This window comes from Acinetobacter bereziniae, assembly GCF_016576965.1.
Taxonomy (GTDB): Bacteria; Pseudomonadota; Gammaproteobacteria; order Pseudomonadales; family Moraxellaceae; genus Acinetobacter; species Acinetobacter bereziniae.
In genome coordinates, this window is record NZ_CP066119.1 from 3,496,488 (window position 1) to 3,511,419 (window position 14,932).

14 protein-coding genes are annotated in these 14,932 nt (G+C 35.7%); 11 read left to right on the plus strand and 3 right to left on the minus strand.

Annotated elements, in window-relative coordinates:
- Positions 1–2 precede the first annotated feature (2 nt).
- From I9192_RS16380 to I9192_RS16430, 11 genes are all read left to right on the plus strand, one after another.
- Complete coding sequence (locus I9192_RS16380) at positions 3–545, plus strand: fimbrial protein (RefSeq protein ID WP_200149939.1); 543 nt, start codon at positions 3–5, stop codon at positions 543–545.
- A 278-nt stretch (positions 546–823) separates the two neighbouring features.
- Positions 824–1,846 (plus strand): helix-turn-helix domain-containing protein, encoded by a 1,023-nt coding sequence (locus tag I9192_RS16385; protein ID WP_005033158.1) that lies wholly within the window; start codon positions 824–826, stop codon positions 1,844–1,846.
- A gap of 522 nt (positions 1,847–2,368) precedes the next feature.
- Complete coding sequence (locus I9192_RS16390) at positions 2,369–2,572, plus strand: hypothetical protein (protein WP_005033160.1); 204 nt, start codon at positions 2,369–2,371, stop codon at positions 2,570–2,572.
- Between the two features lie 549 nt (positions 2,573–3,121).
- A complete protein-coding gene (fimA, locus tag I9192_RS16395) occupies positions 3,122–3,670 on the plus strand; it encodes a type 1 fimbrial major subunit FimA (protein ID WP_005033162.1) in 549 nt (182 codons plus the stop codon).
- A 55-nt stretch (positions 3,671–3,725) separates the two neighbouring features.
- Positions 3,726–4,217 carry a hypothetical protein gene (locus I9192_RS16400; protein WP_005033165.1) on the plus strand — a complete coding sequence of 164 codons (492 nt, stop codon included), beginning with the start codon at positions 3,726–3,728 and terminating at the stop codon, positions 4,215–4,217.
- Positions 4,218–4,236: 19 nt separating this feature from the next.
- Entirely contained in the window at positions 4,237–4,941 is a 705-nt protein-coding gene (locus tag I9192_RS16405; RefSeq protein ID WP_005033167.1) for a fimbria/pilus periplasmic chaperone, read from the plus strand.
- A 5-nt stretch (positions 4,942–4,946) separates the two neighbouring features.
- A complete protein-coding gene (gene fimD / locus I9192_RS16410; protein WP_200149940.1) occupies positions 4,947–7,562 on the plus strand; it encodes an outer membrane usher protein FimD in 2,616 nt (871 codons plus the stop codon).
- Between the two features lie 11 nt (positions 7,563–7,573).
- Positions 7,574–8,584, plus strand: a complete 1,011-nt coding sequence (locus tag I9192_RS16415) for a fimbrial adhesin FimH (RefSeq protein WP_005033170.1) — start codon at positions 7,574–7,576, stop codon at positions 8,582–8,584.
- Between the two features lie 5 nt (positions 8,585–8,589).
- Entirely contained in the window at positions 8,590–9,126 is a 537-nt protein-coding gene (locus tag I9192_RS16420; protein ID WP_005033173.1) for a fimbrial protein, read from the plus strand.
- A 257-nt stretch (positions 9,127–9,383) separates the two neighbouring features.
- Entirely contained in the window at positions 9,384–10,442 is a 1,059-nt protein-coding gene (locus I9192_RS16425; RefSeq protein WP_005033175.1) for a helix-turn-helix domain-containing protein, read from the plus strand.
- A 454-nt stretch (positions 10,443–10,896) separates the two neighbouring features.
- The gene (locus I9192_RS16430; protein WP_026040301.1) at positions 10,897–11,103 is read left to right on the plus strand and encodes a hypothetical protein; all 207 of its coding nucleotides are present in this window, start codon (positions 10,897–10,899) and stop codon (positions 11,101–11,103) included.
- Between the two features lie 83 nt (positions 11,104–11,186).
- On the opposite strand, the gene cntB is transcribed toward I9192_RS16430, so the two are convergent.
- The 3 genes from cntB to cntA form a co-directional block, all read right to left on the minus strand.
- Entirely contained in the window at positions 11,187–12,143 is a 957-nt protein-coding gene (cntB, locus tag I9192_RS16435) for a carnitine monooxygenase, reductase subunit CntB (RefSeq protein ID WP_005033180.1), read from the minus strand.
- A gap of 105 nt (positions 12,144–12,248) precedes the next feature.
- Positions 12,249–13,700 (minus strand): NAD-dependent succinate-semialdehyde dehydrogenase, encoded by a 1,452-nt coding sequence (locus tag I9192_RS16440; RefSeq protein ID WP_005033183.1) that lies wholly within the window; start codon positions 13,698–13,700, stop codon positions 12,249–12,251.
- A 63-nt stretch (positions 13,701–13,763) separates the two neighbouring features.
- Positions 13,764–14,879 carry a carnitine monooxygenase subunit alpha gene (gene cntA / locus I9192_RS16445; RefSeq protein ID WP_005033186.1) on the minus strand — a complete coding sequence of 372 codons (1,116 nt, stop codon included), beginning with the start codon at positions 14,877–14,879 and terminating at the stop codon, positions 13,764–13,766.
- Positions 14,880–14,932 lie beyond the last annotated feature (53 nt).

The following is a 14,932-nucleotide window of genomic DNA, read 5'->3' on the forward strand; positions in this document are numbered from 1 at the left end:
AAATGCAAACCATAAGCAAATATATGATATCTGTGCTAAGTATTTTTTACTTAGGTTGCGCTCAAACAACCTATGCACAAGACCTGAAATTAGATGCAATCAACCTTACCCTTTCAGTCAAGGTTACAGAAAAGACTTGTGGTGTATTAAGTACAGCACAAGATAAGAAAATAGAACTGGGAACCATCAGACTAGGCAAAGGCATGAATAAAGATGATCGTTCCCCACGTGTTCAGATTCCTTTTGATGTCAGCAGTTGTCCTGCAAATGGTCTTGTCACCATCACCTTTACAGGGACCAATGATACTGTCGATACTCAGTTACTTGCCATAGATAATGTGCCGAAAAAAGCCAAAAATGTTGCCATTGAAATTAGCGACAAAGATAAGAACAGGGTTGTATTGGGGACAAAAAGTAAGCCAATCACAGCCGATGCCAATGGAAATGCATCATTGATGTTTTATGCCAATTATATTGTGACTAAGGACACAGCAGAGCCTGGTATTGGCAATGCAAAGATGCAATTTTCTGTTCAATATGAATGAAAAAACATCATGCTTAAATTTTACCAACAAGTATATAATAACCACCCTTCAATTTTAGGAGCATGTATATGATTTAGAACAAATGAATAAATAATTTTAAATTTTAATCATATTTTATTTTTTGGTAAATCTAGTTGATTTTGCCAACAGAGCTACTTGTCAATTTTTTAGGCGATTATATTCAGTTTGTCTAAATTTGATGAGTCGCCTATCCCTACAAATTTTTCAGCATATTAAGCCCAATTTACGATCAAGTCAATTGGAAACTTGGAGAAATTATGAAGTCTTTTTTAAAAATTAAAAGCGTTCGTAATAGTTTAACACTTTTATTAGATGATTTTTGTAAAAAACATGGCTTAGATTCACCTAAAAGCTATAACAGTACATTTAATGATCATATTCCGTTTGGAGAATGGCTCAATAAAATCAAAGACATCAATGAACAATATTCCAAAGAAGGCTTAGGTTTAGAGATTGGCGCCATGGTTCAAGCCAAACACATTGGTATCGTGGCATACATTGCCCAGTCGTGCAATACATTCGCTGACTATATCGAAATACTCTCGAAGTATGAACGCTTATGGTTTAACTACATTCCTAAAAAAATTAATTTCGATGACGATTTTTTTTCAATTTCTTGGGAAAAACCAGCCTATGTTCAAGCAGGCTTATTTATAGAAGAAACGTCAATTGTTGAAGAGATGCAAGTTTCGATTATCTATCATCACTTACAACAATTGATGGATTCAGCAAAAAATGCATTCTATCGTCTCGAACTCGCAATTCCTGAACCTGAAAATATTGAAAAATATACTCAACTTTTTAACTGCCCTGTTTACTTCAATACAGAACAAACCAAAATTGTTTTTTCAAATACTTTATTAGACAGCAAACTTAAATGTTATGACCCGACACTGTTTGAAATTTTGTCAGATCATGCCAATATTTTACTTAAAAAAATGCCGAAACAAGATTCATTAATTGAATTGGTGAACTTGAGTGTGATCCAAGCGCTTGAGCATAACAATGTTCAGATTAATTTTGTTGCGCGATCATTAAATCTCAGCCCAAGGATGTTACAACGAGATTTAAGAGACCGAGGCTCATCTTTTAAATTAATCCTTGCCAATGCACGCAAAAATCTTGCGAAAAAGCACTTAAAAAATGAGAGGTTAGCGATCACTGAAATTGCTTTTTTATTGGCATATAAAGATCAAACCTCATTCAATCGTGCTTTTCGCGGATGGACAGGTTTCTCTCCTTCCGAATGGCGCAAGCGACATCTCGATAAGCGAATGTAATCTATAGTGAGTTGAAATTTAAATGAGGAAAATATCAGTTACTACGAAATGCTTGTCGTGGTTGATATTCATTTTTCGATTGAAGTAAATTTAAGTGCCTATTTTTAATCAAAATCATATTTCACCTCTATCTCTATAGTGCTCCCTCAACAAACTATCCCCCCAATAAACACGGTAATGAATAGATCTCTGAGATAAGCCAAAGCAAAACTCTTGCTCAATCGCTTATGTTGGTGAAAATTCAAACAATAATCATCTATGATTTACGTGTATGTACTTTATGTCATCATATTTAATACATGGTTTCTAAAAGCATTAAATCTAAATGCTGTAAACATATGCCAAGTGTTGACTTAGAACTGAACAACAAATTCAGTGATTAAATCATAGGCTTTAAAATCTGTATCCAACTCAGTAAGTGTAATAATTTTTATGCTTTAAATGCCAAGCAATCGTGCATAAGAGGGAAAGTTTCAGACTGATTTCTGCAATACATTAGAAAAAAATCTTGAGGATATTAAAGTGCTAAATGTATCAGCAGAAAAGCGTAAACTTAAACGAACGTATTTAAGAAAAGGCGACCCAAGTTTGGTGTTAATTTCAAGCTTCGTCACCCATGTAAAATATTTGGGTTGGAGCAATGAACGTATTAAAAAAATATTGGCTGATGCAAGAAGTCAAAACTACAACTATTTGTACTCAACATTAAAAAGAGCCATTGAATAATGGTAAATCCATCTACATATAAAAAATATTTAAATTACAATTGCTTCACTATAAAAAATAGTTTTCCAAATTTTAGTTTTTATTATCCTGTATTTTATTACCTTTTTCACATATCTGTATTTTGTTTACTTTTAGATCAATAGGAATATAAATAATTATATTATTTTTTATTTTTCAGTCATTAACATCGTATTAAAAATATTACACTTTCAAAAAAAATGTGACAGTATTCAAACAAAATTTCTACTTAATAGAAATTCTATTTTTAAAAATAATTAAAAAATAAACAAAATAAAATCACAAGATATTGATTTTTAATAATAAATATTAAATTACATTAAAGTAATATTTTTCGTCAAATACAAATAATCATCCAGAAACTACAAAGATATTTCACATAATTCAAACTACCATGAACCTACATTTATTTAACTGTGTCACTTTTTTTTAAAACAGTGAGACTAAATGTAGTTTATTGAAGTCAGTCAACCGAACTCAATAGATTAAAAAAATTGAAAATCAACCTTTCTAAAATAAATAGGTTTTACTATGAAATTGAGTCTATTAAAAATTGCAACTTTATCTGCTTTGGCTATTTCTGGATCAGCTTTTGCTGCCGATGCTGTAACAGTGAATGGCGGTACAGTTCACTTTACGGGTGAATTGGTAAATGCTGCATGCGCTGTGAGTACAGAATCTGCAAATCAAACTGTAGATTTAGGTCAATATCGTATTGCACGTTTAGAAGCAGCTGGTGACAAGACCACGCCAGTACCATTTCAAATCAAACTTGTAGACTGTGATCCGACAGTGCAAGCAACTGCTGCTGTCGCATTCTATGGTCAAGCTGAAACATCAAATCCAAACTTACTTACAGTTTCTGCTGGTTCAAATGCTACTAGTGCAACAAATGTCGGAATTGAAATTTCGGATGATACTTCAAAAATCTTAGGTGTGAGTGGCTCAAGCTTCTCTACACCAAAAAACCTTATTGCAGGTGATAACACTCTTCAATTTAGTGCACGTTATGTTGCAACAGGTAAATCTACACCTGGTCAAGCCAATGCTGATGCAACATTTGTTGTGAAATATGAGTAATTATTTACTTAAAAATTAATTATTTCCCAAGAGTAATTATAACGTACTAAACATAATGGGCTTATTCATCATGAAAAAATATATAACGCTGTTCGCTGGAATATTGGTTTGTTCTCATATTTATGCTGATAGTTATGTATTTGGTGGACGGGCTCATTTTCGTGGGGTTCTAGTCCATGAAAGTTGTGCTATTTCTGTAGAAAAAAATAGACTGACGACGAAAACTCCACACATCCCTGTTCAAATTCATTTTTCGTTTTGTCCCATGAGCATCTACGATAATCTTGCGATCGGTTTATCTGAACCAAACAAACATACACAAGAAATTTTCTTTACAACGCCTCAAGCAAAAAATGATTTTGATAAAGAAATTAATATTCAAGGCTACGAGTATATCAGCATAGGGCAACGGCTTATTCAATATATTACTTTGCCTAAAGATGATCAAAATATTAAAGAAAAGAGCATAAATCTTTTTATTAATCATAACTTTGAAAATACTCTCGCACAATCACAGCATATTTTAATTTCTGTATTTTATCCATAAATGAATTCTAAGGGTCTATATGAACTTCAACTTATTAAAAAAAGGTATTCTGAATATAACCTTAGTCTGCTTGTCTTCTACAGGTTTTGCCAATACTGATGGTTTAGGCGGAATATCTCTTGGATCGACACGCGTAATTTATCCAGTGGATTCAAAACAAGTTTCACTTCCTATTCTCAATAGTAATGATAAAGGGCGCTTTTTAATTAATGCATGGGTTGAAGATCATAATGACAAGAAATCTAAAGATTTTCTTATTACTCCACCTTTATTTGTAGCAGAAGCAAAAACTGAAAACACACTCAGAATTATTAATATAGAGACTTCAGATTTGCCTCAAGATCGCGAGTCTGTATTTTGGATCAATGTGAAGGCAATACCATCGATTGATAAGTCGACATTAGCAGATAAGAACATTTTACAGCTTGCTGTATTATCTCGAATCAAGCTTTTTGTTCGTCCAACAAATTTAAAAACAAAACCTGAAGCCAGCTTAGAAACACTTAAATTCTCAAAAACTGCAGAGAGCATAATCGTCAATAATCCTTCGCCCTACCATGTCTCTTTTGTCAACCTTTATTTAGATGGTGAGAAGCTCCCTAATATTATGGCGATGCCATTTGCAGAAACAAAAATTTCGAGCACTTCGGGAATCAACTTAAGTTATCAAACCGTTAATGATTATGGTGGTTTAACACCTAAAGTCGATTTAACACTGAAGTAATCGCCATGAATAATTTATTTTCAATACCATACAACAGTGTATGTATAAGCAAAAATATTTCACGCTATCCATTTGGGATTGTTGTGACAATGCTTATTTCAATCATTACAATCAGAGCTAATCATGCTGAGGAAGTATTTAACTCCGCATTTTTAACAGATAATTTATCCAATACTCAAATTTCTGATTTAACCCGATTTGAAAAATCATCGCATCAACTACCTGGTCTTTATCGAGTCGACGTATATGTCAATGATCAATATATGTTTACTCGTGATATCAACTTTATTGAAAAGCCAAACACTCAGGACACTACGGGACTATTTCCTTGTTTAGACACGAAAACTTTACAAGGTTTTGGCGTAAATATAGCTCAATATGAGCAATTGTCTACAAATAAACAGTGTACTGACTTTAGCACGATCATTGAGGGTGCAAATAGCCAATTTCAGTTTGATAAACAAAAATTGATGATTAGCATACCTCAAGCAGCATTAAGCAATCAGATTCGTGGTTATATTCCTCCAGATCAATGGGATGAAGGAATCAATGGCTTATTTACCAACTACAGTCTTTCTGGTTATGACAACTCAAAAACGGATACCAACAGTCTTTTTTTACGTTTAGACAGTGGCATAAATCTTGGATCATGGCAATTGAGGCACTCAAGTAGCTGGAACTATAACACCTACAAAGAAAAAACATACAATCAATGGAATAATTTAAATACCTATCTACAAAAAACGATTATTCCATTAAAAAGCCAATTAATTATTGGAGATGGTTCAACAAATGGTGAGATTTTTGACAGCTTTGGTTACCGTGGCGTGCATTTATCAACATCGAGTGCGATGTATCCAGACAGCCAACAAGGCTATGCTCCAACTATACGTGGTGTAGCCAAAACCAATGCTAAAGTGGTGATCAAGCAAAATGGCTATGTGATCCATCAAATTAATGTGGCGCCTGGACCCTTTCATATCCAAGATTTAAATCCTACCTCGATGAGTGGCGACCTTCTGGTCACTATTGAAGAAAACGATGGCTCAATTCAAAGCTTTGTTGTTCCCTATTCCACACTCCCAGTCCTACAACGTGAAGGTCGAACCAAATACAGTGTTGTTTTTGGTGAATACCGCAGTGGTAGAGATTCTCAAGATAATCCTTCCGTGGTGCAGGCAACTGCGATTCACGGACTGAAAAATGGAATCTCTGTGTATGCAGGAACACAATTTTCTCAAAAATATAAGAGCGCACTTATAGGTTTAGGCGCAAATCTTGGAAATTATGGTGCATTATCTTTTGATGTGACTCATGCAGATAGTGAATTAGCGGATCAGTCTACACACAGTGGGCAATCATTACGCTTTTTATATTCAAAATCGCTTTTAAGTTCTGGTACGACTTTTCAACTTCTTGGTTATCGCTACTCAACTAAGGGCTTTTATACCTTGAATGATGTTAGCTATAACAATATGAGCGGTTATGAACTTTCTGAAACGCACGATGGCAATCAAGCCAATACACCAATCATTACAGATTATTACAACTTATATAATCCGAAAAAAGGGCGGCTAGAAGTCAATATTTCTCATTCTTTAGGTAACTATGGCTCACTGTTTGTCTCAGGAAATCAACAAACCTATTGGAATACCAATAAGAAGAATGAATGGGCGCAAGCAGGCTATGCTAACTCGTGGAAAGGATTAAATTATTCATTTTCAATCAGTCGTAACAAATATTCAGAAATTAATCAAACTGACACCATGTATGCCATGAATATTTCCTTCCCTCTGGACAAATTATGGCCTAAAGCAAACTTCCAAAATAGTCCTGTGAATAATGCTTATAGTACTTTTTCAACTACTCAAAACTCGAATGGTCATGAATCTTACTTAACGGGTTTAAGTGGAACGTTACTCAAAGACCGAAATTTAAGTTATAGCATCAACCAAGGTCATGTCAGTAACCAAGGAAGTATCGGTTCAGTCAGTTTAAATTATGAGGGTCGGTACGGCAGCATTGGTGCTGGCTATAACTATGATCAAAACTCAAATCAATTTACCTATAACGCTTCAGGTGGTGTGCTTGCCCATCGTGATGGTATTACTTTTGGTCAACCCTTAGGTGCTACCTCAATTTTGGTCAAAGCACCGGGCGCAAAAGGGGTCAACATCGAAAATTATATTGGTGTGAAAACAGATTGGCGTGGCTATGCGATTGTTCCTTATGCCACTGAATACCGTGCCAATCGTGTTGCACTCAACTCAAATAGCTTCAGCAATAATCTTGAAATCAGTAATAACGTCGAAAATGTAGTACCTATTCAAGGTGCTATTGTCCGAGCAACCTTCGACACCAGTATTGGGATGAGAGCACTGATTACGTTAACTCATAATGGCAAGTTTTTACCTTACGCAAGTAGCGTAGCTGAAATAGAAAGTTCAGCTCGAAGCATGGTCGGAGATGATGGTCGGGTCTATTTAACTGGGCTCCCGCTTAAAGGCACATTAGAAGTGAATTGGAATGAAACTGATGGAGGAAAGTGTGTGGCTAATTACGATATTTCAGAAATGGACTTAACCAAACCCGTTATTCAATTTGACCTTGAATGTAAATAAGGAGAGTGTATATGAAAGTTAAGCTTTTAATCTCTTCCCTATTATTACTTGGTTCTACCCAGTGTTTTGCAATTTCATGCTGGAATAGTAAAGGGCAAGGCGTTGTGGATGAAGTTTTCTATGATCTTTCCAATAGCTTCAGTAGTTCCAATAATGCTGTTGGACAAATTGTAGAAATCAGAAAAAACTTCTCGGCACAAGTATATGCAGTATGTGAACCCCATAGTTCAGGTATCAGTGGTAATCGAACTAAGCGTAGTTATGTTACAGATTTGCCAATTGTTGAAACAATCGGACGTTATCAATATCTACCTATTAATGATTATTTGGTCGGTGCAATGAAAATTACTGATAGTATCGCTGGTGATTTTTATCCGCCAGCAAATTATGTACAGATGGGCTATGACGCCAATGTCAGTACAGGCAGACCTTTTGGAGTTAGGGATTCAAACTTTACCTTTAGGCTTAAAGTGATCAAGCCATTTATTGACTTTGTCCCTATTCCTAAAAAGACCATGTTTACCGTATATGTCTCAATAGGCACAGGCGATCCATTAACTTTTCCTGTTTATACAGTGAGTTACAGCGGTTCTGTCAATGTACCTCAAAGTTGTAAAATTGGGACAAGTGAAATTGTAGAAATTCCTTTTGGCGATATCCCAGCAGTTGCATTTAGTAATGCAGGACCTGGAAATAAACCAAGCAATGTCAAGGTAGAAACACGGACACTAGGAATTCAATGCACCAATATCAATGCACAAGCCATGCTGACACTTCGAATTGAAGCAGAAAGAGCGAACGGAAATATAATGATTTCAGATAATCCAGATATTGGATTTCAGATGGCAGATCAAAACAATAACATTTTGACTCCCAATAATATTAACAGTGTCATTCCCTTTAATCTGCAGCAACAACCTGCCAACGTAACCATTAAAGCTTGGCCTATCAGTTTAACAGGCAAAACACCTCAAGTTGGACCTTTTAAATCAAGAGGTTATCTCCGAGTAGATTTTGAGTAGAAAAAATGAAAAATATAGTAGCGTTTATGGTGATTTTTTGTTCCAGCATTCATCAACACTCTAATGCTCAAGATTCCAGCGTTGAATTAGGGCGTGTAAACATTGAACTTTCTGGCAATGTAACGACTGTAACTTGCGGTGTCTTAAATTCTGAGCAAGATAAATATATTCATCTTGGCACAATTGCAACCAAAGATTTACCGTCTGTTGGCAGTCAATCCAAAGCCATCCCAATTCCTTTTGAAATGAGTAATTGCCCTCCAAATGGAAGCGTGACGATTACTTTTGAGGGGGTGCGTGATTCTGATAATGCTGAACTGCTTGCCATCGATGATTTGGTAAATAAAGCCGAGAATATTGCAATAGAAATTAGAGATCAAAACAAGAAACGCTTAGCTTTGGGCAAAAAAAGTGAAGAATTCATCGTAGACAGTAACGGTAAGGTTTCTACACTATTTTATGCTAATTATATCGTAACCAAAGCGCAAGCAAAAGCAGGGCTAGCGAATGCAAACGCTCAATTTTCTATAGAGTATCAATGAGAGAACATTATGATGAATCTACGTAAATTAATATTATAGTAAATCAGTAAAAACCAGAATAAACCCAGTTAAAACAAAAACTTAGGATTTATTCTAAACTTAAAAACTTAACACACTAAATGGACTGATTTTCTTAAAAAGCAATTTGTCTTTTTATTTGTTTTGCCTCTGTAATCAAAAAACAAAAGTTAAAATTTACCCCTAATGATTTTAAATCAAATTAACAAGTATGTCAAATTAAAGTAATTGGAGGAGTGATGAAATCATTTTTAAAAACCAAAAGTGTAACAACAAGTTTAGCGGGCTTATTAGATGAATTTTGCAAAAAAAATCATCTAATATCACCTAAAAAGACTCAAAGTAGTTTGAATGATCACATTACTTTTGGAGAATGGTTGAAGAAAATCAAAACCATTGATAAGCAGTATCCTCATGAAGGTTTAGGGTTGGATATGGGTAGATTATTTCAACCTAATCATATCGGTGTCGTTGCTTATATTGCACAATCCAGCAATACGCTATCAGACTACATTCAAATCTTACCTAAATATGAAAAACTTTGGTTCAATTATCTTCCCAAAAAAATTCGTGTTGAAACCGATACTTTTTCAATATCGTGGGAAAAACCCTCCTACTTACAAGCAGGTATTTATATTCAAGAAAGCAAGGTTGTTGAAGAAATGCATGTAGCAATCATCTATCAACAATTCAAACAACTTCTGGACGATGAAGAAAATATTTTCCTGAGCTTAGAACTAGCGATACCCGAGCCGAAAGATTTGGAAAAATATATGCGATATTTTAAGTGCCCCATCCAATTTAATACTGAACAAACTAAAATTATTTTGTCCAGTTCTCTTCTGCATATTCCATTTAAAAGTCATGACCCCAATCTTTTGACAATTCTGACTAACCATGCCAATACATTACTCAAAAAAATGCCGAAACAAGATTCATTAAGAGAACTTGTCAATTTGAGTATTTTACGAGCTTTAGAAAGTAGTGATGTTAAAATTCAAACAATTGCTAAGTCTTTAAATACCTCACCTAGACTATTGCAAATTGATTTAAAGAAGAATGGATTATCCTTTAGAAATATTTTAAACAGTATCCGTCAAAGTTTGGCAAAGAAATATCTGAAAAATTGTAGCCTACTGATTGTCGACATCGCATTTTTACTCGGCTATAAAGATCAAACCTCTTTTAATCGAGCCTTTAAGGCTTGGACTGGAATATCACCTTCAGAATGGAGAAAACGTCATATCGATAAAAATATGAATGCAATAAATCCTAAATTTTGTTCTTATACGGAATGATCAAAGTATATGATTTATAACTAGTTTAATTTAATCTTGAAAGCGCTTTCACTAGATCAAATCACAATTTCACAACTACTGAATATCTTGAATATAGATCCATACAAAAAGTGTATGAGGCAATTTTTCATACAAGATAATGAGACTAACTATGTTTGTTTAAAAACATAATTTTCCGCTAAGTATTATATTTTCTTGATAATATTAGGAATCATTAAGCTTATTATTTGAATTATTTTTACTTCTCTCCAAAAATCACCTTTGGATTTCATATTTGCAAATATTTTTACCATATTAAACAATATATTGATATAAATTCTCCTCCAACTCATAAATGCTAAACATCTCTATAAAAAAACTCATTTTGTTAAAAATGACAAGAAATCATGTGCAATATGGAAAGTCTATTGCTCTTTTTTTAAATAAAATTATTAAAAAATGGAGGTATAAAGTTTTGCTAAAAAAAGTAACCAAACAAAAACTGAAACGTACCTATCTACGAAAAGGTGATCATAGTCTAGTCTTGATTGCAAGCTTTCTGACGCATGTTAAATATTTAGGTTGGAGTGATGAGCAAATTAAGGAAACATTACAAGATGCAAGAAGTAAAGACTATGAATATTTATATGAAACATTAAAAAGAGCTGTAGAAGTACAATAAGGACTAAGCTACAGCTCTTAGATTTTTATACTATTATTAAAATAAATAGCTACATTAAATTAAAAGTAAAATCATCATTCAACTTATAAATCCAGTACTAATCTCCGACCTTTGGCACGAGAAACGCAGATCATCATCGACTGTTGAGAAGACTTTTCATCATCGCTCAAATACTGATCAAAATGTTCTGCTTCACCCTCAATAATTGTAGTTTCACAAGTCCCACAAACCCCTTCACGGCAGAGACATTCCACATCAATATTTAATGCTTCAATGGCTTGTAGAATCGTTTGATTGCCTTGTACTTCAACTTCCTGATTAGATTTCGCCAGTACCACCGTAAAAGCTTCACCCTCTTCAGGCACAGTTGAAGCAAATTGTTCCCAATGAATATATTCATCACGATAACGATGAAAATTACAACGATCAATCACAGCATCAATCATCGGCTTAGGTCCACATACATATATATGTGTTGCTTTAGGTTGTGATGCGATCAGTTGATCGAGGTCAAGGCTTTTGCCTTCTGAGTCGACATAGCTAAAAATATGTGCTGAATGTTTTTGTTTAAGTTCTTCTAATAATGCTGCATGTTCTGGTGAACGAAAAGCATAATGCAACTCGTAGTCTGCGCCACGCGCCGCCAGCTCCTCCATTTGAGGTACAAACGGCGTAATACCGATCCCACCAGCAATTAAAATATGCTTGCTACCATTTTCAGCCAGAGGAAATAGATTTTTAGGCTCAGAAATGACGATTTCACACCCTTCTAGACACTGATCATGCATATACACTGATCCGCCTTTGCCTTCGACATCCTTACGCACACAGACCTGATAAGTCGAGAGATCTTCAGCACAACTCATCAGTGAATAAGCATTGGAAAGCTGATCATTCATTTTCACAATGATATGGCTACCGCCATTGAATTGAGGGAAATTTTGTCCATCCTGACGTTTAAATGTAAATCGTTTGATCAATGGGGTGAGTTGTTCTACTCGAGTAACCACTGATGGAAACATTTCATAATGACTTGCCATGTCTAAATCCTCTTTACCACATGCTGCTTCATACAAGCATTTCTTAATTTTAAGCGCAGATTTCAGGCTGGCTAATCTTCACTGATCGACCAACCTGTGTTGTTGCTATAAGCCTAAACACATATATTTAATGGTCATGAATTCTTCTAAACCATATTTTGAACCTTCGCGCCCCACACCCGATTGTTTAACACCACCAAACGGAACGACTTCATTGGAAATTGCGGTGGAGTTCATTCCCACCATGCCATATTCGAGTTGTTCAGCTACGCGCCAAATTCTCGAAATATTTTCACTGTAGACATAAGCCGCTAAACCAAAAATCGTATCATTGGCTTGTGCAACGACATCTGCTTCTTCACTGAAGCGAATCAGTGGTGCAACAGGTCCAAAGATTTCCTCTTGTACGATTTCCATCTGCTGATTTACACCAGTTAAAACCGTGGGTTCAAAGAATGTTTGCCCCAATGCATGCGGTTTACCGCCACAAGCCACTTGCGCCCCTTTTTCACAGGCATCATCAATCAATTGCTGGGCTTTTACGACCGCTTTTTCATTGATTAAAGGACCAATCTGTACGTTTGCTTCAAGACCATTGCCAATTTTGAATTTTTGCACTTCTTGCACAAACTTTTCAGTAAATGCCTGATAAATCTTGTCATGCACATAAATACGATTGGCACAAACACACGTTTGTCCAGCATTACGGAATTTAGCAAAAATCGCACCTTGAACAGCTTTATCGAGGTCAGCATCATCAAAAATGATTAACGGTGCATTTCCACCCAATTCCAATGCCAGTTTTTTAATGGTGCTTGAACATTGCTGCATCAATAAACGACCGACAGGCGTAGACCCTGTAAATGTTAATTTTTTAACTTTTTCATGACTGGTAAATACCGCACCTATTTCTTGTGATTTACCGGTTACAACATTGATTACACCAGCAGGAATACCTACCATTTCAGCTAACTTCGCCAAGGCTAAAGCACTGTATGGTGTTTCATTGGCGGGTTTAATCACAATGCTACAGCCTGCTGCTAAAGCAGGAGCTGCTTTACGGGTAATCATCGCAATCGGAAAGTTCCAAGGTGTAATTGCAGCAACAACACCGACAGGCTCTTTACTGATGATAAAACGTTGTTGATTGTTGGTGGTTGGAATTACATCACCATAAACACGTTTTCCCTCTTCAGCAAACCATTGGATAAATGAAGCCGCATATTTCACTTCACCCAATGCTTCAGCCAAAGGTTTACCCTGTTCAACCGTCATGATATATGCCAGCTCATCTGCATTCGCCAACACCAACTGATACCAAGCAAGCAATAAATCCGCACGTTGCTGTGCAGTTAACGCTTTCCATGAAGCCAATGCTTGATAAGCAACTTCAATGGCTTGTGTTGCTTCAGCTGTTCCCATATTCGGAATCACACCAATTTCTTCACCTGTTGCTGGATTGGTTACAGGTACAGTGTCATGAGATTGAGCATCGATCCATTGACCATTGACCAATCCACGTTGTTGAAATAACTGACGACCTTGCAAACTTGTCATGTCATGATCCTATAAAGTGACAAGAAGGTACGGCTAGATTTGCCGCACCTCTAAATTGATGAATTACTGATGGTATTGCGCAACCAGATTTTGGAAATATGCAATACCATGTTCGCTGATACCTGAACGTTGTCTATCAGTCATAATACGACCTTGACCACGATATCCCCGTGATTTCAACCCACGTTGCACACTTTCAACCAGATTTAAATCTTCAGGACGGAATACATTACGATACCATTCAATCAAATCTTTCTGATCTTGAGTGAGTTCTTCATTGGTAAAGTAAATGTCATAATGTTGTAAGGTCGTTTCAGCATCAACAGGAAATTCATAAATCACTGTCATAAAATTGCTACCTGGTGGAACATTAAACATGGTGCATGGCCACGTCCAAAAACCACTGAAGGTTGGGTCTTGAACAGATGGATCTAATTTGAATGATTTTTCTGAAGAACGTGCATAACCGTATTGTAAAGTCCAGTTTTGATGTGTGGTGTGCCAATATTTATCGACTTGCACTGAATCTGCAAAACCAGGATGCGCAGGACCACAGTGATAACATTCCATATAGTTATCAACGATCACTTTCCAGTTTGCTGGTGTTTCAGTGACAAAACGTGCTGCAAGTTTTAAATCTTTGATGACTGCACAGCTTTCATTGAGCTTTTGGGCAAATTCAGGTAACTGATCTTCTACACAAGTTGCATTTTCATCCATATTGATAAAAATAAAACCTGCATATTCTTCCACCTTTAACGGCACCATACTTGAGTTTTGTTTATCAAATGACTCAACATGGTCACAGTTACGTGCCAAAGCCAAGCTACCATCTAACTTAAATGTCCATGCATGGTATGGACAGGTAATCACGTTTTTTGCTTTACCACTGCCACTGAGCAACTCATGACCACGATGTGGGCATACATTATAGAAAGCGCGTAAAATATTATCTTTACCACGGATCACAATGATGTTTTCACCAATCACCTTGCGGGTAATATAATCATTGGCTTGTGCAACTTCACTGCCATGTGCCACACAAATCCAGCTTTTTGCAAAAATTTCTTCTTTCTCACGTTCAAAAACTTGTGAAGATGTATAGAACACTTTTGGGAAGGTCCATGCTACATCTGGGTTTGAGCAGAAATCTTCGGGTAATTTTTCAACTGCATTCATGGTTTTACTCCATTAAACTCTTTTGTCCTAACGACCGTTTCATTAAAAATTGG

Bases quoted from the DNA above. Each gene is read 5' to 3' on its own strand.
- cntA (WP_005033186.1), bottom strand. From the start codon at position 14,879: ATGAATGCAGTTGAAAAATTACCCGAAGATTTCTGCTCAAACCCAGAT.
- I9192_RS16400 (WP_005033165.1), top strand. From the start codon at position 3,726: ATGGGCTTATTCATCATGAAAAAATATATAACGCTGTTCGCTGGAATA.
- I9192_RS16415 (WP_005033170.1), top strand. From the start codon at position 7,574: ATGAAAGTTAAGCTTTTAATCTCTTCCCTATTATTACTTGGTTCTACC.
- I9192_RS16440 (WP_005033183.1), bottom strand. From the start codon at position 13,700: ATGACAAGTTTGCAAGGTCGTCAGTTATTTCAACAACGTGGATTGGTC.
- I9192_RS16385 (WP_005033158.1), top strand. From the start codon at position 824: ATGAAGTCTTTTTTAAAAATTAAAAGCGTTCGTAATAGTTTAACACTT.
- fimD (WP_200149940.1), top strand. From the start codon at position 4,947: ATGAATAATTTATTTTCAATACCATACAACAGTGTATGTATAAGCAAA.
- I9192_RS16425 (WP_005033175.1), top strand. From the start codon at position 9,384: ATGAAATCATTTTTAAAAACCAAAAGTGTAACAACAAGTTTAGCGGGC.
- I9192_RS16420 (WP_005033173.1), top strand. From the start codon at position 8,590: ATGAAAAATATAGTAGCGTTTATGGTGATTTTTTGTTCCAGCATTCAT.
- cntB (WP_005033180.1), bottom strand. From the start codon at position 12,143: ATGGCAAGTCATTATGAAATGTTTCCATCAGTGGTTACTCGAGTAGAA.
- I9192_RS16405 (WP_005033167.1), top strand. From the start codon at position 4,237: ATGAACTTCAACTTATTAAAAAAAGGTATTCTGAATATAACCTTAGTC.
- fimA (WP_005033162.1), top strand. From the start codon at position 3,122: ATGAAATTGAGTCTATTAAAAATTGCAACTTTATCTGCTTTGGCTATT.
- I9192_RS16380 (WP_200149939.1), top strand. From the start codon at position 3: ATGCAAACCATAAGCAAATATATGATATCTGTGCTAAGTATTTTTTAC.